Genomic DNA, 19116 nt, shown 5'->3' with positions numbered 1-19116 from the left:
TTAGCGGCCAGGCTTTAAGAAAAACGGCCGCTTTTTTGTAAATTGGAGGAATCGGGCGGATACGTCTTGTTAAATATCGAACGTACGGTATACTATAACTCAGGAGGTTAACACCCAAAAGGTAGAGGCAGGTGTAAGCCGGTGTCTTCCAAATACTCCTGTGCTTCCCATCCTTCTGATCCGGTCCGTAAGGTTGAGTTGACCATCCGTTTATCGGAGTTTGAAATCCCGCCCATGCAGGACGTTCTGCTGGTAGGGAAAAGGGCGCCCATTGGCCCGGAGGCGGTGAGGCGGATGGTGGACGCCCTGACTCCAGAGCAGTACGACATCCTTTACCTTGATCATGAAATTTTCGAAGCAGTGGTCCTTAAAAAATCGTTGTTGAAATTTCTGCCCCAGGAGAAATTTCTCCCGGTCATCCTGGAAGAAGGGGAGAGGGTCGCCGCCGAGAACACGGTGGTCAAAGCCCAGGTAAACGTTGTCGTACAGGTGAACAGGGCGGTGGATTTATAGTGTTTTGTGTTGGTGACATCATGCATAAAAACCCGGTCACCATTGGTCCCTTTGAAAGTGTCGGCCGCGCGGCAGTCCTCATGAATGAGCTCAAGATAGGCGGCCTTCCGGTGGTGGAAGACGGGAAGCTTGCAGGTATTATCACCTCCAGAGATGTCAGGTACTGCCACCCCAACCGGCTGGTGGCTGATGCCATGAGCAGGGAGGTAGTTGCTGTTTCGCCGGAATGCTCCTTCTGGGAAGCCAAGGAAATGATGGAGAGCCACGGGATTGAACGTCTGGTGGTGGTTGAGAACGGACGCCTGGTGGGCATAATCACAAAGTCCCGGCTTTATGCGGAAATAGGCAAACACGTGGACGCCCTTACAGGCCTGAACCGGGCCGAATTCCTGCAGCATAAAGCGGCGGAGCTATTGCAAAGCGGGCAGGAGATAACCGTTATTTTTTTAGACCTGGATAACTTCGGGGCGATAGACAAAGAGTTCGGCCACGTTATCGGGGATGAGATTTTGCAGCAGGTAGGGAAAATTTTAAAAAGCATTACCACCGAAGGGCTTGATTACCTGTGCCGCTATGCGGGCGATGAGTTTGCAGTGGTGACCGTCAGGCTGCTGGAAGAAGCGAAACAGTTGTCCTGGCAGATGATAAAGGCGCTTGCCGATGCCAGCTGGCCGCAGGGGATAAAGGTTACCGCATCGGCAGGTGTGGCTGGCGGGCGGCGGTCACGGGTACGTGGGGAGCCCAATGGCACTCACAACGTACGGGATCTGATTAATCTCGCCAGTTTGGCTTCCACCAAAGCCAAAAGAGAAAAACGCCCGGTGGTTGTAGCCGGGTGGGTGGAACTGGAAGAGGTGGGATGAGAGCCTACCTTTAATCATTGACAAAGGAAATTTGAGTAAACCTGAAAGTTAAACCTCTAAATTTACGGAACTGAAAAAGCCGTGGAAAAGTGCCGGCAGCTTTTCAACGCTGGTTTGCACGGAAGAGGTTTTTGTACCGTTCCGGATAGTTGCGGGGGGGGTTCATTTCCCGCAGGGTCTTGACAATATTTTCCGCGCTCTCCCCGGAGCTCAAGAGATGAAACAAGGTCCGTTCATTCACATAAACGCTGCTGCCGTCCTGGAATTGAATAAGGTACTTGCTCGTGCCCGGCACGGGGGTAAACTTAATACCGGCTTCAGCAAAAAACTTGAAATGTTGTACAAGTGCCATGGTGTCACCTCCAACGGGGTGTTTATGAGTTTTATCATACGCGTTCTTCGTGAAAAAGAAATTCTCTTGCGCTCAATGAACTAATTTAGCCTTTTTCCGGTGATTGTGAAACGTTAGCCTTCTTACAAGATGTATGCATTGGCGTCCCCGTTGTTCACCACGCTTTCACTGGCTCACCCTGACCAGGGGAAGGATGCCGGAACCAATTTTCTTAACTATAATTTTAACATATGGGTACTAAAAGGCAAGCTTATTGTGAAAAAATCTCAAGTTCTCCCGATCGCTTTAGAAATTGTTAACATAAAATTAAATTTTACGATAGGCAACTAGTATAAATGATAAAAGGGGTTTTCCCGGTTCGTGGAGAATATCAATTATGGTTACTTTCTGGTAATAACAATGAGGTGGGGAAATGAAAGTTCACGTTGCCAGGTGGACCCATCCGGTGGCCGCTGCCTCCCGTTATTTGTTTTCCATACACCTTCCTTTACAGGTGCTGGGAGCCAGTGATACCCATGTTTTTTGCAATGAACAGGGGCGGGCCATTCTTTACCACGACGGCCACAGGGATTGTGCCCGGTTGATTAACCGGTTTGCCGCCCAACTGGATGCCGGGGTCACCTGGGCAGACCGGGGCCTGCGCAGCACCACCCATCATTTCGATCCCCGGCGGGGGGTGGGGGTGTGGGCATGGGCAAATGCCGCCCAGAAATGCAGGCAGTACTTCGACAGGGCGCTTTTGTTCTGGCACCGGGGAAAATATCGCAAGTCTTTTTTCATGCTCGGTGCGGCTGTACATCTGGTGCAGGATGCCTGTGTGCCCCATCACGCCTGCTGCCAGCTCTTTGACGGGCACCTGGATTATGAAAGATGGGTTAAGGGGCGAAAGCATTATTACCGCGTGCGTTCGGGAGGCCTGTACCACCTGGGCCATACCCCTGAAGAATGGGTGGCGGCAAATGCATGGGAGGCCAGGGAATATTATCCCCTGGTCCGGGCCTCGTCCGATGCAGAAAGTTACCATCAGGCCACCAGCATCCTCCTTCCCCGGGCCCAGCGTACCACGGCCGGGTTTTTGCTCTTTTTTTACCGGCACATACGGCGGGGGTAACTGCAACCGTACATGCTGTTCCGCATGATCTTTAAGGCCAGCGGTCATAATAACGGGAAAGAAGGCGGGAGTGATGGTGATGCAGCTTTCTCCAGGGGAGCGATCCATCCTGGCCTACTTTCCTTCCAGCACTAAAGCCCGGCGGGCCATGGAAGAATTGAGATCCGCCGGCTATGATACCGTCAGCCTGGACCGGGTGTCCCGCTTTGGTGTGGAGGACGATGCGGAAATCAATAATCCCATCGCCGGCCGGGCGGAAACCATTACCGGGTTGACCCTTTTTTCTGACGGTACCGATAGCCTGTCCAATAGCGAATCCCGGGTCCTTAAGGCGGCGGATCCTTCGGTTAGCGGTATGGCTGCGTTTGATTACGGTACGGCGGGAGGCCGGGCGTTTCTCGTAACGGTTGTTACCAGTGAAGACAAGGTCCAGGGAGCCGTGGACATATTGGAAAAACACGGGGCGCAGGTTTAAGGGGGGTTAGGGGCATGGATCGCCGGAAAAAGGACGGCCTTGAACCGCCGCAAAGCTTTGATGAAGCTGTAGAAAGGATTCGTGAAAAGATAGAAGCCCCTGTACTGTCCCCGGCGCAAACGGCCCTTTGGCGTTCGGGTTATCTAAAGGGTTCCGATGAGGCCCTGGCCCTGCTGGAACAGGCCAGGCAGGACAAAAAAGAGGTCGTTCCGGGGATTGGCGATGAAATGTGAGCGGGAGGTTTAGTTCCTCCCGCTCTTGCTTTGGGAAGCTAAATTTTTTTCGGTTTGTTCGGAAGGCAGGAATAAAAGGCAGTCACGTCGAAGTTAAAATAAAATATATTAGAAGTAGCAGCCCTCATTGTGCCAATGATGCCAGCAACTGCTGGCCATTTTTGTTCTCCATACATAACTTAAGTTCAAGGGGGTAGCGAAATGCTGAGAGGAATTGCCGGGGCACCGGGGATTGCGATTGGCAGGGCCTTCATCTTCCGTCCGGAACAGCTGGATTTTGAGCGGAAAACCATTTCACCGCAGGAAGTTGACCAGGAATTGGTTCGTCTGCAGCACGCCCTCCGGCAGGCCCACCAGGAACTGGCCGGCATTTACGCCCGGGCCATGTCGGATCTCGGCCGGGACCGGGCGGGTACCTTCCATGCCCAGCTGATGATTTTAGAAGACCCCACCTTTGAATCCGAGTTGATTAGTATCATCCGGTCGGGTGTCAATGTGGAGGGTGCCGTAGGTGAAGTCGTGACCAACTATGTGCAGATGTTTGAAGATTCGGGAGACGAGTACCTGCGTGAGCGGGCGGCCGATTACAGGGACGTGGGGTGCCGTTTGTTGCGCATTTTGCTCGGCCAGTCCTGGACGCCGGTGCCGCGCCTGAAGGAAGATTCCATTGTGGTGGCCCGGGATTTAAGCGCCCCCGACAGCATGCAACTGGACCGTTCCCGCATTCTCGGCCTGGCCATTGAAAGGGGCGGGCGGACCTGTACGGCCTGCATTCTGGCCCGGTCCCTGGAAATACCGGCCGTGGTGGGTTTGGGCCGCTTCGTACACCGGGTGCAAAACGGAGATCTCATCATCGTCGATGGGAGCAAAGGTACGGTCATCCTCAATCCCGATCCTGCCACGGTAGCCGAGTACCAGCACCGGCGGGAGACCTACCTGGCCTGTAAAAAAGAAATGCAGATGCTTTCCGACCTCCCGGCAGAAACCCGGGACGGGTACCGCGTTCAGCTGCTGGCCAATATCGATCATCCGGGCGAAGTGGCCAGCGCCCTGGCCCAGGGGGCGGAAGGAATCGGGCTGTTCCGTACCGAGCATCTCTTCCTGGGCCGGGATACCATGCCCAGCGAGGACGAACAATTTGAGTTTTACGTGCAGGTAGTACAAAAGATGCGGGGAAGACCGGTGGTGATCCGTACCCTTGACTATGCCGGTCCCTCAAGTCCCTTCTTCCAGCCCATGCACTATGAACCCAATCCCTTTTTGGGCTGCCGGGGTATAAGATTAAATTTGAACTTCGAGGAAATTTTTAATACCCAGATCAGGGCAATCCTGCGGGCCAGTGCCTTTGGCAGGGTAAAGGTGATGTTCCCCCTCATCTCCCGGGTTGAAGATTTACGCCGGGCCAAGGGCATGCTGCGCCAGGCACAGGAAGAACTGCAACTGGCCGGGAAAAAATTCGACCCCCGGATCGAGGTGGGCCTGCTGGTGGAAGTGCCTTCCGCCGCCCTGACCGCAGAGCTTTTTGCACCGGAGGTTGATTTTTACAGCATCGGAACCAACGACCTGGTGCAGTATACCCTGGCGGTGGACCGGGCCAGTGCCGGGATTAATCCCCTGCACCAGGTTTTACACCCCGCCATCCTGCGCTTGATTAAAAACGTCATAGACGCAGCGCGGAACAGCCGTAAAAAGGTAGCCATGTGCGGTGAAATGGCCGGGGAACCCCTGGCCACCTTACTCCTTCTGGGTCTGGGACTGGATCAATTCAGTGCTGCCGCGGGTTCACTGCCGGAAATAAAAAAAGTAATCCGGGCGGTTACTTTAAAGGAAGCCCGGGAGGTGGCCCTGCAGGCCCTGCAGTTATCGGCACCGGAAGAGGTTCGCCGCTTTTTAGAACAGGAGATGAAAAGCCGGCGCTTGTATTTTTAGCTCTATTTGGTTACAATGGTTAAGGATCAGCGTGTTTGGGAAATGGAGGTCTTTTTTTGAAACGGGTAGTCAGTGTCAGCCTGGGTTCTTCCCGGCGGGATCACCGGGTGGAAGTAGAGCTTTTGGGCGAGCGTTTTGAGATCAGCCGCCGGGGTACCGACGGGGATTTCGACCGGGCCATCCAGTTGCTTAAAGAACTGGACGGTAAGGTGGACGCCATCGGGCTGGGCGGAATTGATGTCTACCTGTACGCCGGCAAAACCCGCTATGTGGTCCGGGATGGCAAAAAACTCATGGATGCCGTCCAGAAGACTCCGGTGGTGGACGGCAGCGGTTTAAAAAATACCCTGGAAAGGGAAACGGTCTATTACCTGCGGGAGCATACAGATTTGCTTCCCCCCGGTACCAGGGTGCTTATGGTCAGTGCGGTGGATCGCTTCGGGATGGCCGAGGCTTTTGCCGAACTTGGCTGCGATCTTACCTTTGGGGATCTTATTTTCGCGGCCGGTATTCCCTATCCCATTCGCACGGTCAAGGAGCTGGAAGAACTGGCTGCCAGGCTGCTACCGGAAATGTCCAAATTGCCCTTTCACATGCTCTATCCCACCGGGAAGAAACAGGAAGCCCAGGATGAAGAAAAAGTCAGCAAATTCGGCCACTATTACCGGGAAGCACAGGTAATTGCCGGGGATTATCACCTGGTGCGCCGTTACATGCCTCAGCTTGACGGGCAGACTATTATTACCAATACCACCACCGCTGATGACGTGGCCTTTTTAAAAGAAAAGGGAGCGGGTTGCCTGGTGACCACCACACCCGAATTTCAGGGGCGCTCCTTTGGGACCAATGTCATGGAAGCGGTGCTGGTGGCCCTGCTGCAAAAAACCTGGGAGCAGATCACTCCCCGGGATTACCTGGATCTTTTAAGGCGTCTGGACTTTAAACCCCGGATGGTGTATTTGCGCTAAAACCCAACAGTATCTATTTGGAGGTAGGCATCTTTGGCCAGTCACGAAGAAATTACTGCCAGCCTCCTGGCCTTCCAGGAGGGTTACAACAAAAACGAGCGGTTGAAAATAATGAACCGGGACTGGGACCGGGTGGTCCTGGTGCAGGCCAATGACATCCCTTCCCAGCACACCCTGGAATTGCGGAACGGGGAATTATCAGTTCGGGAAGGGGCGCCGCCCCGGGCCGATCTGACGGTAATTGCCGACAGCGAGACCCTGGCGGACCTTTTTTACGGTGATATTACCCCTACCGAACCCTATATGAACGGCACGCTGAAGATCATCGGTTCCGAGGATGATATTGTGCGGCTCGATTTTATCTCCCTGATGATCTGGGGTGAGTGAAATGGGTTTAAAACGCGTACTCACCCTGCGTACCGTGGTTGCAACCAGCGCTGGCCTCACCCTGGCCAGTTCCTCTTTTGTGGCTGCCGTGCAGGTGGCCGGTTTTCTGGCCGGGGATACCGCCTGGCTGGCCATTCTCACCGGCGGTTTATTGTGCCTGGGAGCCGCGTCCTGTTTTTCCGAACTAAACTCCCGCCTCCCCTCCGCCGCCGGCATCCGGCTCTATTTCTCCCGGGCCTTCAACGACCGGCTGGCCCTGACCGTTTCCCTTTTGTATATGGCGGTGGTGATGGGGGTGGTGGGGGCCGAAAGCTACGTGCTGGCTTCCGTCCTCAACTCGGCCTTGCCCGCGGTACCGCCCCTGATCTGGATTGTGGCCATGTTCCTGGTGGTTACGGGTATGAATATCCGGGGGATTAAAATTGCCGGTACCTTCCAGGACCTGATCACCTACGGACTCATGGGCTCCCTGCTGGTCCTGGCCTTTATCGCCCTGGGCAGGGTGGGGTTTCAGCTCACCGCACCTCTGGCTCCGGGCGGAATCCTTACCTTCATCAACGCCGTGGCGGTTGGGGTTTTTCTCTTTGTTGGTTTCGAGTGGGTTACACCGCTGGCCGAGGAGGTCACCCACAGCCGCCTGGTGTCCCGGGGCATGCTGCTGGCCGTTGGGCTTTTGAGCGTGGTTTACGCCCTTTTCACCGTGGCCATGACCGCTTCAACCCCCAGGGAGGCACTGGTGGCCTCACCCGCCCCCCAGATGGTTTTTGCCCGCACCGTTTTGGGTTCGGCGGGAGTGTTCTGGATGGTGGTTTTGAGCCTTGCCGCCTCCATTACCACCTTTAATGCCGGGTTAATCAGCGTCTCCCGCTTTATTTACGCTTCCGCCCGGGAGTATGTCCTGCCGCCCGTCTTTTCCCGCCTGAGCATGCGCTTTTTTACACCCTGGGTGGCCATCCTCACCGTCTTTGCCGCCGGTGTGACCATATCTCTGGTGGTACTGGCAACCCACCGTTACCTGGTGCTGGTTAACCTGGCAGCCGCCATGGAGTCGGTGGTTTACGCCCTGGCGGGTCTGGCGGTGATCCGGTTGAGGCAGAAGGAACCGCAAGCTAAGTGTCCCTACCGGGTAAAGGGGGGAGTGTTTATTCCCGCCCTTACCTCGCTGGTCTTTGCCGGGCTGGCCGTGGCGGTGATGTTCACGGACTTTTATGTGAGCCTGTACCTGCTGGCCGGTTTTGCCATCCTGTGGTGGTACGTCCACCAGGTGGTGCCGGCTTTGAAGAGCAAATACCAGCCCCGCCGGCCGGCCCGTCGCCGCCGCCCGGTGGCCGAACCGGCCGACGCCGGGTGCGAAAAAACCTAGCCCCCCAAACGGGGGGTACTATTTTTACCCAAACCACAATCCCGCCTTGGGTGACGGGAGTTACCCGTAAATATTCAGTGAACCCGGTTGGCTGCGGCGCTGTCACGCGCCGACAGCACCGCGGCTTGCTTCGGGCCGGCTCTGGCTCTCTGCGGATTGCCCGCCACTAATCATTCTTCGTTATTACCTCTTGAAACAATATGTCTTAAAAGGTCTTCTTCCGGGTGGTTCATCATGCGTCCTCGAGAGCCGAGCCGGCAGCCTCGCTTCACCGGGTGCTGTTACCGGCGCTTCGCAAGTCGTTCGCTCCGGACAGCGCCGCATCCTTCTCATAACGGTTTTACTGAATATTTACGTCACCCTGTAGCTAAAACCCAAGCGCCCGGTAGGCCGGTTTGTCAATCACGTTGTCCCGGGAAAGGTTGTGCATGGCCCGGAAACGGTAAACGCTTTCTTCCATGTCCCAGCGCCAGGTACCGTCAATCTTGCCTTTGAACAGCCCCAGCCGGGCCAGCGTCCGCTGGACCTCCATGACGTCAGAGCCGCAAAAGTCCCGGCGCAGGTCCCGGAAAGGCGGCTCCCGGTAGGTAAAGGGGTTGCCGATAATGATTACCTGCGCCCCCACGGGAACCCAGGGATACAGTTCCTCCACGTCCCGGTTGTGCATGCGGATGCACCCATGGCTGGCGTAGCTGCCAATAGCCCAGGGCTTGTTGGTGCCGTGGATGCCGTAAAGACCCCAGGGGACGTTCAGTCCCAGCCAGCGGGAGCCAAAGCCCGTCCCCCAGTGCATGGCCTTGCGCACTACCCGGAAGGTGCCCAGGGGTGTGGGCGTCTCGAACTTGCCCACGGCCACGGGATACTGGCGGTGGGGCTGGCCGTCAAATAAGACCGTTAAGGTGCGCCGGGTGGTATCGATGAGGATGCTTACATCCTTTGCCGGAGGCTTGTCCTGCTGACTGGCGGTTGGCCTGGTGGCAATCCGGCCAGTGGCGTTCCAGGTGTCCGGGATCTGGAGGATTTGTTCCTGTTCGCAGCAACAACGTTCTAAAGACCGTGTTTCCCCACTGGCTGGTACGGTCGCGTCGAGCAGGAATAAAAGTAAAGTAAACAAAAAGCACAATTTCTTTCCCGTCCTGCTCACCCCCGTTCAGCATGTGGCCTGTTTTCACCTTAGTTATTTGTCCCCCGCAGTTTTTTATGCGCCATGTATTTTGCTTACCGTCTATTCCATCGTCAACACCCTGACCCGGTTTCCCATCGTGCAGCGGAAAAATATAACCAGAAAAGGACCAGCACAGGCAGGTGGTTCTTTTTTTGATTTTTCTTTGGCAGGATTTCCAGGATTAATGGAGAATCCCTTTATCCAGCGTGTCAAATCATGTTGAACAATGGCTGGAGTTGGGAGGATGAAGAAAGGAAAACTTTACCAAGCCTTATTCCGTGGGGCGGTTACCTGCCTGACCGCAGGTTTATTGTTATTATCCTGGCCGGGCAGTTCCCTGGCCGGTGGAGTGCAGGAAGTCGTTTTTAAAGTGGGGGAAAAGAACTATTTCGTAAATGAAAAAAGTTTTACCATGGATGCCGCGCCCTTTATTGCACAGGGACGCACCTACGTGCCTTTACGTTACCTGGCTTTGGCCCTGAATGTGGCTGAAAAGGATATCCAGTGGGATAAAAATACCAGGACCGTTTTGTTAACCAAAGACAGTGTTACGGTAAAGCTTACGGTGGGTAGCAAGACCATCACGGTGAACGGGCAGGCAAAGGCGATGGATGTAGCCCCGGTGATCAAGGACGGACGCAGCTACCTGCCGGCCCGTTATGTGGCCGAGGCCCTGGGCTACCGGGTGGAATGGAACCAGCAAAACCGTACTGTCCGGATGGAACCGGCTGCTCCGCCGGGAGGCGGACAGTCCAGCTCCGGTGGTATGGGGCAGGTGGTCGTACAGGGCAATGGAGTCAATGTGCGCAGCGGTCCCGGTTTACAACACGCGGTGGTGACCCAGGTAAACCGCGGTGAGCGCCTGGCGGTTTTAGGAAAGGTTCCCGACTGGTATCAGGTGCAGCTGCCCGGTGGAGGGACGGGCTGGATTGTAGCCTGGTACGTCCAGGAGGAAGGTCAAAGTACCGATGGGAGGGACAGCCCCATTGCCGGAGAACCGGTGCCGGGGGATGATATCTCCCGCGGAACGCCCGGCGGGCGCCCCCAGCCGGGGGATGGTGGCGATCAAGGCCGGGACCCGGGCGGCTCACCGGGGCAACAACCTCAAGACCCCCTGCCGCCGGACAATCGGGGAGAACAGACACAGGGTCCGGCTGTAACCAGGCTTGATGTTACCGCGGCGGGTAAGGTCACCCGGGTGACGGTGACGGCCGGAGGGGCCATGACTTACCATGTATTCAAGCTGGCTTCCCCCGACCGCCTGGTGGTGGACTTGACGGGTGTGCGTCCGGGTAATGTGCCGCTGGAAATGCCCGTGAACACAGAGGCGGTGAACAAGTTGCGGGTGGGCTGGTTCAGCCGGTCCCCCGATATTACCCGCCTGGTCTTTGACGTAAAGGGGCCGGTGCGCTACCGGGCCAGCCTGTCGGCGGACGGGAGAACGCTGGAAATGCAAATCTATATCCCGGACCCCGGTGATGTTTTGCGGGATGTGGTTATTGCCGTTGATCCCGGCCACGGGGGGCCAGATCCGGGCGCTCTGGGCAACGGCTTGAGGGAAAAGGATATTACGTTGAAGATGGCCCTGCGGGTGGCTGAGTTGCTTTCGGCACGGGGAGCCAGACCCTTACTTACCAGAAGCGGCGATTACGATGTGGGACTGTACGAACGGACGGATATGGCCAACCGGGCGGGGGCGGATTTATTCGTCAGCATTCACATTAACGCCAACGTCAACCCTGCCGTGCAGGGTACAGCTACCTACATCCTCAGCCCGGCTGGGGGGGGAGATCCCAACCGCCGGGAGGAAAGCCGCAAACTGGCCGGGTATATCCAGGCCCAGCTGGTACAAAGGCTCGGTTTGGAAAATGATGGTGTTCTGGAGGCCAATTTTGCCGTCCTGCGTACCTCGTTAATGCCGGCGGTGCTGGTGGAAGTTGCCTACATCAGCAATCCCCGGGAGGCCGCCCTGTTGACCCAGGACTGGTTTGTGGAGGAGACCGCACAGGGCATAGTGCAGGGTATTGTGGATTATTTAAGCGAGCGCTTGGATCAAGGAAGCGGCAACTAGTCACTTTCCAGAAGAAAAAATCTGTGTTATGATGATACAGGTCCTTTCACGGGCCTGTCTTTTTTGAGGCGGAAAAGTGATCCTTGAAGCGAGTAAGATCACGCGTGGTTGAATAAATATAAGATGGTACTATCCTGAACATAATTTAAGAGAGATAAGGAGAGAGCCTAAAATTGAGCGACCCCAGGCCAATTGGTCTTTTTGATTCGGGAGTAGGGGGACTCACCGTTTCACGGCAGGTTTTTCGCCTGATGCCCGGGGAATCCACCGTTTATTTTGGAGACAACGCCCATGTACCCTACGGACCCCGTACGCCGGAAGAACTGATTGGGTTTGCCGAGGGTATCCTGACCTTCCTGGTGTCCTGCGGGGTAAAATACGTGATCTTTGCCTGCAACACCAACTCTTCCATCTCCCTGCCCGTGGTCGGGGAACGCTATGCGGTGCCCATGATCGGCCTGATCGAGCCGGGAGTCAGGGAAGCGGTGCGGGTGAGTACCGGGGGGCGCATTGGGATCATTGCCACTGAAGCCACCATCAAAAGCGGCGCTTACCAGCGGGCGTTGAAGGCTTTAAATCCTGATCTGGCGGTGTTCGGCCAGGCCGCTCCCCGCCTGGTACCCCTGGTGGAGGCGGGCCGGGCCGGTACCAGGGAGGCCCTGGAGGCGGTGTCCGAGTATGTGCAGCCATTAAAGCAGGCGGGCATTGACACCCTGATTTTAGGTTGCACTCATTACCCGTTTCTGGAAGCAGAATTCCGGGAGGTGCTCGGCCCGGAGGTAAAGCTGGTGGATCCGGCGGAAGCCACCACCATAGCCGCCCGGGAGGAGATGTCCCGGCTGGGGTTATTAAACCCCGGCGGCCCGGTGCAGCACCGTTATTTTGTCAGCGGTGACCCCCGGGCATTTAAAGAAACGGCCCGCCTTTTTTTAGGGGAGGATATCCCATCCGTCAAGCAGGTAAAACTTGACTGAAGGTCGAATTCAGCGGGCGACGTTTTAAAAAACCACTTTAATATTTGGGGACAAGGTTATGGATAACAAGAGCACTGGGGAGGCTTTCGGGATGAAGTCCCGCCGGGTGGGCATCACCACCACCGTGCCCGTGGAGGTCATATACGCTGCCGGCTGCATCCCGGTGGATTTAAACAACGTCTTTATCACCGATCCCAACCCCGGGGGGCTGGTGGAGGAAGCGGAACTGGCGGGCTATCCCCGCAATGTTTGCGCCTGGATCAAGGGGCTGTACAGCACTGTCCTGCGTCACCGGGATATCCGCACCCTGGTGGCGGTCACCCAGGGGGACTGCAGCAATACCCATGCCCTGATGGAAACCCTGGAGCTGATCGGGGTGGAAGTGATCCCCTTTGCCTATCCTTTTGACCGCGACCGGGATCTCTTAGCCCTGCAGATTGAAAAACTCATGGACCGCTTTGGAGTGGACTGGGCCGCGGTCAACCGCGCCCGGGGGCGCCTGGATCAAATCCGGCGCAAGGTATGGGAAATCGACCGGCTCACCTGGCAGGAAAACCTGGTGGGAGGGTGGGACAACCATCTCTTCCAGGTAAATTGCAGCGATTTTAAAGGGGATCCGGACGCATTCGAGCGGGAAGTGGATGACTTTTTGGCCCGCCTGAAGGGGGCCGAGCCCCGCCGGGAAAAGATCCGCCTGGCTTACATAGGCGTGCCGCCGATCATGGACGACCTTTACGATTACCTGGAGGAGCGGGGCGCCCGGGTGGTTTATAACGAAACCCAGCGCCAGTTCACCCTGCCCTTTGAGACCGGGGACCTTGTGGAACGCTACCGGCTGTACAGCTACCCCTACGGCATCTTTTACCGCCTGGAAGATATCACCCGGGAAGTGGAAAGGCGCCGGGTGCACGGTGTCATCCACTACGCCCAGAGTTTTTGCTTCCGCCAGATTGAGGATTTAATTGTACGGCAGAGGCTCAAGCTCCCCATCCTTACCCTGGAGGGGGACAAGCCCAACCGCCTGGATGCCCGCACCCGCATGCGCCTGGATGCTTTTATTGAAATGTTGCAGTAACGAGGTGTATCCCTTTGTATTGTGGCATTGACCTGGGCAGCCGGAATGTGAAAATTGCCCTGATGGACGAAGAAGGCCGCCTGGAATTTTTTAAATTCGATACCATCGCTTTTTACCGGGAGCACGGCCGGCTGGAAGAAGGCCAGCTGGCGGTGGATTTATCCGCCCTGCTGCCCGCTGGAACGAAACCCCGGGCGGTGGTCAGTACCGGTTACGGCCGCCAGACCGTGGCCCTGAAAGGAGCCAGGGTGATCCCCGAGATCAAGGCCCACGTCCTGGGGGCGGTCCACCTTACCGGGTTGTCCGATTTCACCCTGCTGGACCTGGGCGGGCAGGACAGCAAGGTGGCCCTGGTGCGGGGCGGCCGGCTGATGGATTTCCAGACCAACGACAAATGCGCCGCCAGTACCGGGCGTTACCTGGAAAATATGGCGGCCGTGCTGAACATCAGCCTGGACGAGCTCAGCCGCCATCACCAGAATCCGGTGGATCTCAGTTCTACCTGTGCCATTTTCGGGGAAACGGAGCTAATCGGCAAAGTGCTGGAGGGGCACCCCATTGGTTCCCTGGCTGCCGGGGTGAATTACACCATTTTTAAACGCATCCGGCCCATGCTGATGCGCCTTTTCAGCGACACCCTGGTTTTTACGGGCGGCGTTGCCCAAAACGCCGCTTTAAGGGAGATTCTGGCTAAAGAGCTGGGAGTGCGGGTGGTGGTGCCGGAGAATCCCCAGTATACCGGGGCGGTAGGCTGCTGTGTGGAAGCAAAAATGGGAAGTGAGAAGTGAGAAGTGGGAGGTGTTATAATGCGGATCACTGTTCTGGGCTGCTGGGCTCCTTACCCGGCCGCAGGCGGAGCCTGTTCCGGCTATCTCCTGCAGGACGGTGGAGGCAATATCATGCTGGATGCCGGCCACGGCACCTTCAGCCGTCTCGTACAGTTCATACACCACTGCGACCTGCGGGCTGCGGTGATTACCCACCTGCATCCCGATCACTATGTAGACCTGCACTGTTTGCGCCATGCCACTGTCGCGGGGCTGCGGGATGGGCGGCGACACCGCAAGGTGCAGCTGTTCATACCGCAGGAGCCGGTACACATTTTTGAGGAGCTATCCGCCTGTACCGATGCCTTTGATGTGATACCCATCGAATGCCTGCCTGAAGAGGAGGTGCCTCCAGGAATAAAGGTGCGCTGCGGGTCCGTTGGCCCGGTGCGGCTATTCTTTTTGCCGGCCCGCCATTCCCTGCCCGCTTATTCGGTAGGGGTGGAGGGATCGGGTTATTTTGTTTATTCCGGCGACAGCGCCCCCACGGAAGAACTGGCCGCCCTGGCCCATGAAGCGGGAATTTTCCTTTGTGAAGCCTCGGGCCTTGATCAAGATGCCGGGTTCTTGCGGGGCCGGCACATGACCGCCCGGGAAGCGGGAACCCTGGCCCGGCAAGCCCGGGTGAAGGAACTGATCATCACCCACTTTTATCCCGAATACGATCTGTCAGTTTTAAAGGCCGAAGCCGAGGCGGGTTTTGGCGGAACGGTGGAACTGGCTGCCGAAGGGGATACATATTTCCTGTATTAATACGGAATCGGGATATATTATATGGAAGATAGGGAAGCGGCGATTTGAAAAATAACAGGCGTACAGGAGGAGGATTATGGAAAGGGTAGACGGCAGAAAGCCGGGTCAGATGAGGCCGGTGAAGATCACCAGGAATTTTAACAAATATGCCGAGGGTTCGGTCCTGATGGAGGTGGGCGATACGCGGGTCATTTGTACGGCCACGGTGGAGGAAAGGGTGCCTCCCTTCCGCCAGGATACGGGTATGGGCTGGGTGACTGCCGAGTACGGCATGTTGCCCCGGGCCACAGGCGTACGTACCTCCCGCGACCTTACCCGGGGTAAGGGCCGCACCCAGGAAATCCAGCGGCTCATTGGCCGCTCCCTGCGCTCGGTGGTGGATTTATCCGCCCTGGGAGAGCGGACCGTGATCCTGGACTGCGATGTGATCCAGGCCGACGGAGGTACCCGTACCGCTTCCATTACCGGTGCCTTCGTGGCCCTGGTGGATGCCCTGGCTCACCTGGTGGGAGAGGGGTTGATCCCCTATTTGCCCGTGAAAGATTTTGTGGCCGCTACCAGTGTGGGCCGGGTAAACGGTGAACTGGTTCTGGACCTGTGCTTTGCCGAGGACTCGTCCGCCGAAGTGGACATGAATGTGGTGATGACCGGCGAAGGCCGCCTGGTGGAAGTCCAGGGTACAGGGGAGGAAGCCTCCTTCACCCGGGAGGAATTGAACCGGATGCTGGACCTGGCGGCGGAAGGTATTCGGCTGCTGGTGGACTACCAGAAGGAAGTCCTGGGGCCCGCCCTGGTCAGCCAAATTGGATCCAAAGGAGAAATGAGTGATGAAACTGGTACTGGCCACACGCAATCGGGGTAAAGTAAGGGAACTGAGCCAGCTGCTCTCCCCGCTTGGTTACGAGGTTGTTTCCCTTGATCACTATCCCGGTGTGCCGGAAATAATTGAGGACGGTGCTACATTTAAAGATAATGCGGTAAAAAAGGCCACCGTGGTGGCCCGCTATACCGGCCAGCCGGCCCTGGCCGACGATTCGGGCCTGGAAGTGGATTATCTGGGCGGCGCCCCGGGGGTGCACTCGGCCCGCTTTACCGGTGAGGGGCATGACGACCGGGCCAACAATGAAAAGCTCTTAAGGCTTTTAGCCGGTGTTCCCCCCGAAAAGCGTACTGCCCGCTTTCGCTGTGTGGTGGCCGTGGCCACCCCTGCCGGGCAGGTTTTTACCGCGGAAGGAACCTGTGAGGGAGTGATTGCAGATAAACCCCGGGGTGAGGGAGGTTTTGGCTACGATCCTCTCTTTTATGTACCCTCCTGCGGGAAAACTTTTGCCGAGCTGGACCCGGCGGTAAAAAACCAGATCAGCCATCGTGGCCGTGCCCTGGCCCTCATCCGGGAAATTCTGGCGGGTCTGCGCCGGGAACTGGACGCAAGTTAAGGCGGAAAGCAGGTGTTGTTTCATGCGCGTAGGTGTGGTTAGTGATACCCACGGAAGGGTGGACCGGGCTATAAAACTATTAAATCAGTTAGAACCACTGGATTTATTGCTGCATGCCGGAGATTATTACCGCGACGGCCAGCTGCTGGCGGAGGCGCTAAATGTGCCTGTGCGTGCCGTGGCCGGCAACTGCGATTTTCAAACGGGCGGCCCGGGGGAAGAGGTGCTGGAGCTGGCAGGGAAAAAGGTGTTTCTTACCCACGGCCATCTATACCACGTGCACTTCTCCCTGCAAAAGCTTCTCTACCGGGCCCTGGAACTGCAGGCGGACGTGGTGGTTTTTGGGCACACCCACGTCCGCTACTGTAATGTGCACGAAGGGATTTTGTTTTTCAACCCGGGCAGCATTCACGACCCCCGGGGAGAACACGGCCCGGGATGCGGCCTTCTGGTGATTGATGGGCGGGAAGTTAAGGCGAGTTTTGGCCCGCGGCGGTAAAGGCCATAAAAACATACCCCGGCGGCTTTGGCTGCCAGGGGTTTTTTATGCCACTGCTAGCTGCGCATGATGATGCCTTCCAGAGCGTTGGCCACGTCTTCACAACAGTCCAGAATAGATTCCATCTTTTCGTAAATTTCCTTGAACTGGATGATCTTTTTCAGATCGCTATTTTCGTCGAAGAGGACCTGCAAACTTTCCCGGTAGAGCTGGTCGGCTTCTTTTTCCAGGTCGTTGATCCGGAAGGTGTGGCGGTGGATATCGGGCAATTTTTTGGCGGCCAGCAGTTGCACGGCCTCAACAATCTCATCCGTGCAGTTCTCCACTATCCGGGCGAACAGGCGCATGTACGGGTCCGGTTCTTTAATGCGGTATATGTCCAGCAGGTCCGAGCAGGCTTCCATGCCGTCCAGCACGTCGTCCAGCTTTACCGTCAGCAGCATAATGTCTTCCCGTTCCAGCGGGGTAATGAAGGTCTGGTTTAACGCTTTGAAAATGGTGTGGGTATACTCGTTACCCCGGTCCGGCACGCGCATCATCAAGCTGGAGCCCGGCAGCGGCTTTTCCGCCGACTTGAGTTCGGCCCTGGTGATCCTGGGAGCCACCTTATTAAAACTCCCCGTGAGCACCACCCACGTCATCTCTTCTTCGGTCATTGGCGTCGGCACGGCCAGGCGTTTTTCCACGGTCAAGTGGGGGACAGCCCAGAAGATCGTCACGGCCTGGCTGGTGACGCTGCCCGTGACTGCCGTTTTAGCGGGGTTATCCTACGGGGTATGTGTTGGTATCAGTCGTCTGGCTGCCGTGTTTTAAAAAGTTCAAATCCTCTTTTGAGATTATAGCTAAGATGTATCTCCCTTTAGAGCCGCCTTCAGAGCGTTTCATTCCGTTTTTGGCGATTTCAGAGGTTCTTTTATGGTATTTTTACGTGATAATTGTTTTGACTTCTACAGCTGTTTTCGCTATAATATACTTGCTGCCGACAACTTAAGCTTTTTCCTTTCGAGCGGGTGTAGCTCAATGGTAGAGCACCGGCCTTCCAAGCCGGGTACGTGGGTTCGATTCCCATCACCCGCTCCAGTTTTTGACATTACGTTTTTTGTTTTACCCGGCAGAATACCTCCCTGACTATGCCCATTCCCTCCCCTTTCACTTTTGCCAGAGGAAGGAGGGTGGTTGATAATGCGGCGCTGTGTGAAATGCAAAGGGGAGCCGGTAATAAATCTGAAATCCACCAATGCGGCCTTTTGCAAAGAGCATTTTATAGAGTATTTTTTAAGGCAGGTAACCAGGGCCATCAAAAAGTATAAAATGCTTGCCGGGGGCCAGCAGGTGCTGGTTGCCGTTTCAGGCGGCAAGGACAGCATGGCCCTGTGGGATGCCCTGTTGTCCCTGGGTTATAAGGCCGATGGCCTGCACGTGGACCTGGGGATAGGAGATTACTCTGAGGGTTCGCGGTTGGTTTGTGAAAGGTTTGCCGCCGTCCGGGGGGCGAGGTTGTACGTCCTTTCTTTGGTGGACATGTACGGTGCCAGTATGAAGGAAATTGTCCGGCGTACCCGGCGGGTCAGTTGTTCAGTCTGCGGCACGGTTAAAAGGTACCTGATGAACCTGGTGGTACAGCAAAAAGGGTATCAGGTGGTGGCCACCGGACACAATATGGACGACGAAACGGCGGCTTTGCTTGGAAATTTAATGGGCTGGCAGGAAGGTTATCTGGCGCGCCAGTATCCACACCTGCCATCTACCCATTCCCGTCTACCCGCCCGCATTAAACCGCTGGTCCGGGTGGGGGAGTTGGAAACGGAAATGTACTGCCGTTTAAGGGGCATTGAGTTTTTTGCCGATGACTGCCCCCTGGCCAGGGGAGCAACATCTTTAGTCTATAAGGAATTAATTAACTCTCTGGAAGAAAAAATGCCCGGCACCAAACAGAGATTCCTTTTCGGTTTCTGGGACAGAGGGCGCAGGAATTTTACCGATGTACCAGTGGAATTAAAGGGTTGTTCCCTGTGCGGCCAGCCGACCACGGCCGACACCTGCCTCTTTTGCCGCCTGATGCAAAAGGCCGGCCTCGATCCTTTGACCCAACCAAAGGTACGGGAAATTTAAAAAGGCGTCA

At 56.3% G+C, this 19116-nt stretch carries 21 protein-coding genes, 1 tRNA gene and 1 pseudogene; 20 read left to right on the top strand and 3 right to left on the bottom strand.

The window, feature by feature from the left end:
- Nucleotides 1–141 precede the first annotated feature (141 nt).
- Together D7024_RS12695 and D7024_RS12690 are read left to right on the top strand one after the other, a co-directional pair.
- Nucleotides 142–513, top strand: coding sequence for a hypothetical protein (locus tag D7024_RS12695; RefSeq protein ID WP_121452126.1), 372 nt, complete (start codon nucleotides 142–144; stop codon nucleotides 511–513).
- Nucleotides 513–1376, top strand: a complete 864-nt coding sequence (locus tag D7024_RS12690) for a CBS domain-containing protein (RefSeq protein WP_121452125.1) — start codon at nucleotides 513–515, stop codon at nucleotides 1374–1376. The genes D7024_RS12695 and D7024_RS12690 overlap by 1 nt, the downstream gene beginning before the upstream one ends.
- Nucleotides 1377–1479: 103 nt before the next feature.
- On the opposite strand, the gene D7024_RS12685 is transcribed toward D7024_RS12690, so the two are convergent.
- Nucleotides 1480–1728, bottom strand: coding sequence for a hypothetical protein (locus D7024_RS12685; protein WP_121452124.1), 249 nt, complete (start codon nucleotides 1726–1728; stop codon nucleotides 1480–1482).
- Nucleotides 1729–2140: 412 nt separating this feature from the next.
- On the opposite strand from D7024_RS12685, the gene D7024_RS12680 reads away from it, so the two are divergent.
- From D7024_RS12680 to D7024_RS12650, 7 genes are all read left to right on the top strand, one after another.
- Nucleotides 2141–2839 (top strand): zinc dependent phospholipase C family protein, encoded by a 699-nt coding sequence (locus tag D7024_RS12680; protein WP_121452123.1) that lies wholly within the window; start codon nucleotides 2141–2143, stop codon nucleotides 2837–2839.
- Nucleotides 2840–2918: 79 nt separating this feature from the next.
- Entirely contained in the window at nucleotides 2919–3314 is a 396-nt protein-coding gene (locus D7024_RS12675) for a hypothetical protein (protein WP_121452580.1), read from the top strand.
- A 14-nt stretch (nucleotides 3315–3328) separates the two neighbouring features.
- Nucleotides 3329–3547, top strand: coding sequence for a hypothetical protein (locus tag D7024_RS12670; protein WP_121452122.1), 219 nt, complete (start codon nucleotides 3329–3331; stop codon nucleotides 3545–3547).
- A gap of 201 nt (nucleotides 3548–3748) precedes the next feature.
- A complete protein-coding gene (gene ptsP / locus D7024_RS12665; RefSeq protein WP_121452121.1) occupies nucleotides 3749–5476 on the top strand; it encodes a phosphoenolpyruvate--protein phosphotransferase in 1728 nt (575 codons plus the stop codon).
- Between the two features lie 56 nt (nucleotides 5477–5532).
- Nucleotides 5533–6444 (top strand): DUF8754 domain-containing protein, encoded by a 912-nt coding sequence (locus D7024_RS12660; protein WP_121452120.1) that lies wholly within the window; start codon nucleotides 5533–5535, stop codon nucleotides 6442–6444.
- A gap of 33 nt (nucleotides 6445–6477) precedes the next feature.
- Complete coding sequence (locus D7024_RS12655; RefSeq protein ID WP_121452119.1) at nucleotides 6478–6831, top strand: SCP2 sterol-binding domain-containing protein; 354 nt, start codon at nucleotides 6478–6480, stop codon at nucleotides 6829–6831.
- A 1-nt stretch (nucleotide 6832) separates the two neighbouring features.
- Entirely contained in the window at nucleotides 6833–8194 is a 1362-nt protein-coding gene (locus D7024_RS12650; protein ID WP_121452118.1) for an APC family permease, read from the top strand.
- Nucleotides 8195–8561: 367 nt separating this feature from the next.
- On the opposite strand, the gene D7024_RS12645 is transcribed toward D7024_RS12650, so the two are convergent.
- Complete coding sequence (locus D7024_RS12645; RefSeq protein ID WP_243113780.1) at nucleotides 8562–9338, bottom strand: L,D-transpeptidase family protein; 777 nt, start codon at nucleotides 9336–9338, stop codon at nucleotides 8562–8564.
- Nucleotides 9339–9603: 265 nt separating this feature from the next.
- Here D7024_RS12645 and D7024_RS12640 point away from each other — a divergent pair, with 265 nt between their 5' ends.
- The 8 genes from D7024_RS12640 (at nucleotide 9604) to D7024_RS12605 (ending at nucleotide 16994) form a co-directional block, all read left to right on the top strand.
- Nucleotides 9604–11430 (top strand): N-acetylmuramoyl-L-alanine amidase, encoded by a 1827-nt coding sequence (locus tag D7024_RS12640; RefSeq protein WP_165859365.1) that lies wholly within the window; start codon nucleotides 9604–9606, stop codon nucleotides 11428–11430.
- Nucleotides 11431–11603: 173 nt separating this feature from the next.
- Nucleotides 11604–12404: a glutamate racemase gene (gene murI / locus D7024_RS12635; protein WP_121452115.1), complete on the top strand. Its 801-nt coding sequence runs from the start codon at nucleotides 11604–11606 to the stop codon at nucleotides 12402–12404.
- A gap of 91 nt (nucleotides 12405–12495) precedes the next feature.
- On the top strand, nucleotides 12496–13479 hold the full coding sequence (locus D7024_RS12630; RefSeq protein WP_121452114.1) for a 2-hydroxyacyl-CoA dehydratase family protein: 984 nt from the start codon (nucleotides 12496–12498) through the stop codon (nucleotides 13477–13479).
- Nucleotides 13480–13493: 14 nt separating this feature from the next.
- The gene (locus D7024_RS12625; protein WP_121452113.1) at nucleotides 13494–14267 is read left to right on the top strand and encodes an acyl-CoA dehydratase activase; all 774 of its coding nucleotides are present in this window, start codon (nucleotides 13494–13496) and stop codon (nucleotides 14265–14267) included.
- 18 nt (nucleotides 14268–14285) lie between these two features.
- Nucleotides 14286–15059: an MBL fold metallo-hydrolase gene (locus tag D7024_RS12620; RefSeq protein WP_121452112.1), complete on the top strand. Its 774-nt coding sequence runs from the start codon at nucleotides 14286–14288 to the stop codon at nucleotides 15057–15059.
- 76 nt (nucleotides 15060–15135) lie between these two features.
- Nucleotides 15136–15921, top strand: coding sequence for a ribonuclease PH (rph, locus tag D7024_RS12615; RefSeq protein WP_121452111.1), 786 nt, complete (start codon nucleotides 15136–15138; stop codon nucleotides 15919–15921).
- Entirely contained in the window at nucleotides 15887–16495 is a 609-nt protein-coding gene (locus D7024_RS12610) for an XTP/dITP diphosphatase (protein ID WP_121452110.1), read from the top strand. The genes rph and D7024_RS12610 overlap by 35 nt, the downstream gene beginning before the upstream one ends.
- A 22-nt stretch (nucleotides 16496–16517) precedes the next feature.
- The gene (locus D7024_RS12605; RefSeq protein ID WP_121452109.1) at nucleotides 16518–16994 is read left to right on the top strand and encodes a metallophosphoesterase; all 477 of its coding nucleotides are present in this window, start codon (nucleotides 16518–16520) and stop codon (nucleotides 16992–16994) included.
- A 56-nt stretch (nucleotides 16995–17050) separates the two neighbouring features.
- Here D7024_RS12605 and D7024_RS12600 read toward each other — a convergent pair whose 3' ends face one another.
- Nucleotides 17051–17599: a DUF47 domain-containing protein gene (locus D7024_RS12600; RefSeq protein ID WP_243113779.1), complete on the bottom strand. Its 549-nt coding sequence runs from the start codon at nucleotides 17597–17599 to the stop codon at nucleotides 17051–17053.
- Between D7024_RS12600 and D7024_RS12595 the strand changes: the two are divergent.
- The 3 genes and pseudogenes from D7024_RS12595 to D7024_RS12585 all read left to right on the top strand — a co-directional run.
- Nucleotides 17520–17807: pseudogene (locus tag D7024_RS12595) on the top strand (inorganic phosphate transporter); the annotation flags it as partial. The gene D7024_RS12600 and the pseudogene D7024_RS12595 overlap by 80 nt on opposite strands.
- A gap of 193 nt (nucleotides 17808–18000) precedes the next feature.
- Nucleotides 18001–18074, top strand: a tRNA-Gly gene (locus tag D7024_RS12590).
- Between the two features lie 102 nt (nucleotides 18075–18176).
- Nucleotides 18177–19106 carry a PP-loop family protein gene (locus D7024_RS12585; protein ID WP_121452108.1) on the top strand — a complete coding sequence of 310 codons (930 nt, stop codon included), beginning with the start codon at nucleotides 18177–18179 and terminating at the stop codon, nucleotides 19104–19106.
- Nucleotides 19107–19116: the final 10 nt, after the last annotated feature.

It is taken from the genome of Desulfofundulus salinus (assembly GCF_003627965.1).
In the GTDB taxonomy this organism is placed as follows: Bacteria; Bacillota; Desulfotomaculia; order Desulfotomaculales; family Desulfovirgulaceae; genus Desulfofundulus; species Desulfofundulus salinus.
The sequence above is the reverse complement of the archived record's forward strand: the minus strand, read 5'-3'. Positions and strand labels throughout refer to the sequence as shown.

What these genes read in the sequence shown, in the direction of transcription:
- D7024_RS12605 (WP_121452109.1), top strand. Translation starts at nt 16,518, where the DNA reads ATGCGCGTAGGTGTGGTTAGTGATACCCACGGAAGGGTGGACCGGGCT.
- D7024_RS12675 (WP_121452580.1), top strand. Translation starts at nt 2,919, where the DNA reads ATGCAGCTTTCTCCAGGGGAGCGATCCATCCTGGCCTACTTTCCTTCC.
- D7024_RS12610 (WP_121452110.1), top strand. Translation starts at nt 15,887, where the DNA reads ATGAAACTGGTACTGGCCACACGCAATCGGGGTAAAGTAAGGGAACTG.
- D7024_RS12680 (WP_121452123.1), top strand. Translation starts at nt 2,141, where the DNA reads ATGAAAGTTCACGTTGCCAGGTGGACCCATCCGGTGGCCGCTGCCTCC.
- D7024_RS12650 (WP_121452118.1), top strand. Translation starts at nt 6,833, where the DNA reads ATGGGTTTAAAACGCGTACTCACCCTGCGTACCGTGGTTGCAACCAGC.
- D7024_RS12630 (WP_121452114.1), top strand. Translation starts at nt 12,496, where the DNA reads ATGAAGTCCCGCCGGGTGGGCATCACCACCACCGTGCCCGTGGAGGTC.
- D7024_RS12620 (WP_121452112.1), top strand. Translation starts at nt 14,286, where the DNA reads ATGCGGATCACTGTTCTGGGCTGCTGGGCTCCTTACCCGGCCGCAGGC.
- D7024_RS12685 (WP_121452124.1), bottom strand. Translation starts at nt 1,728, where the DNA reads ATGGCACTTGTACAACATTTCAAGTTTTTTGCTGAAGCCGGTATTAAG.
- rph (WP_121452111.1), top strand. Translation starts at nt 15,136, where the DNA reads ATGGAAAGGGTAGACGGCAGAAAGCCGGGTCAGATGAGGCCGGTGAAG.
- ptsP (WP_121452121.1), top strand. Translation starts at nt 3,749, where the DNA reads ATGCTGAGAGGAATTGCCGGGGCACCGGGGATTGCGATTGGCAGGGCC.
- D7024_RS12670 (WP_121452122.1), top strand. Translation starts at nt 3,329, where the DNA reads ATGGATCGCCGGAAAAAGGACGGCCTTGAACCGCCGCAAAGCTTTGAT.
- D7024_RS12585 (WP_121452108.1), top strand. Translation starts at nt 18,177, where the DNA reads ATGCGGCGCTGTGTGAAATGCAAAGGGGAGCCGGTAATAAATCTGAAA.
- D7024_RS12640 (WP_165859365.1), top strand. Translation starts at nt 9,604, where the DNA reads ATGAAGAAAGGAAAACTTTACCAAGCCTTATTCCGTGGGGCGGTTACC.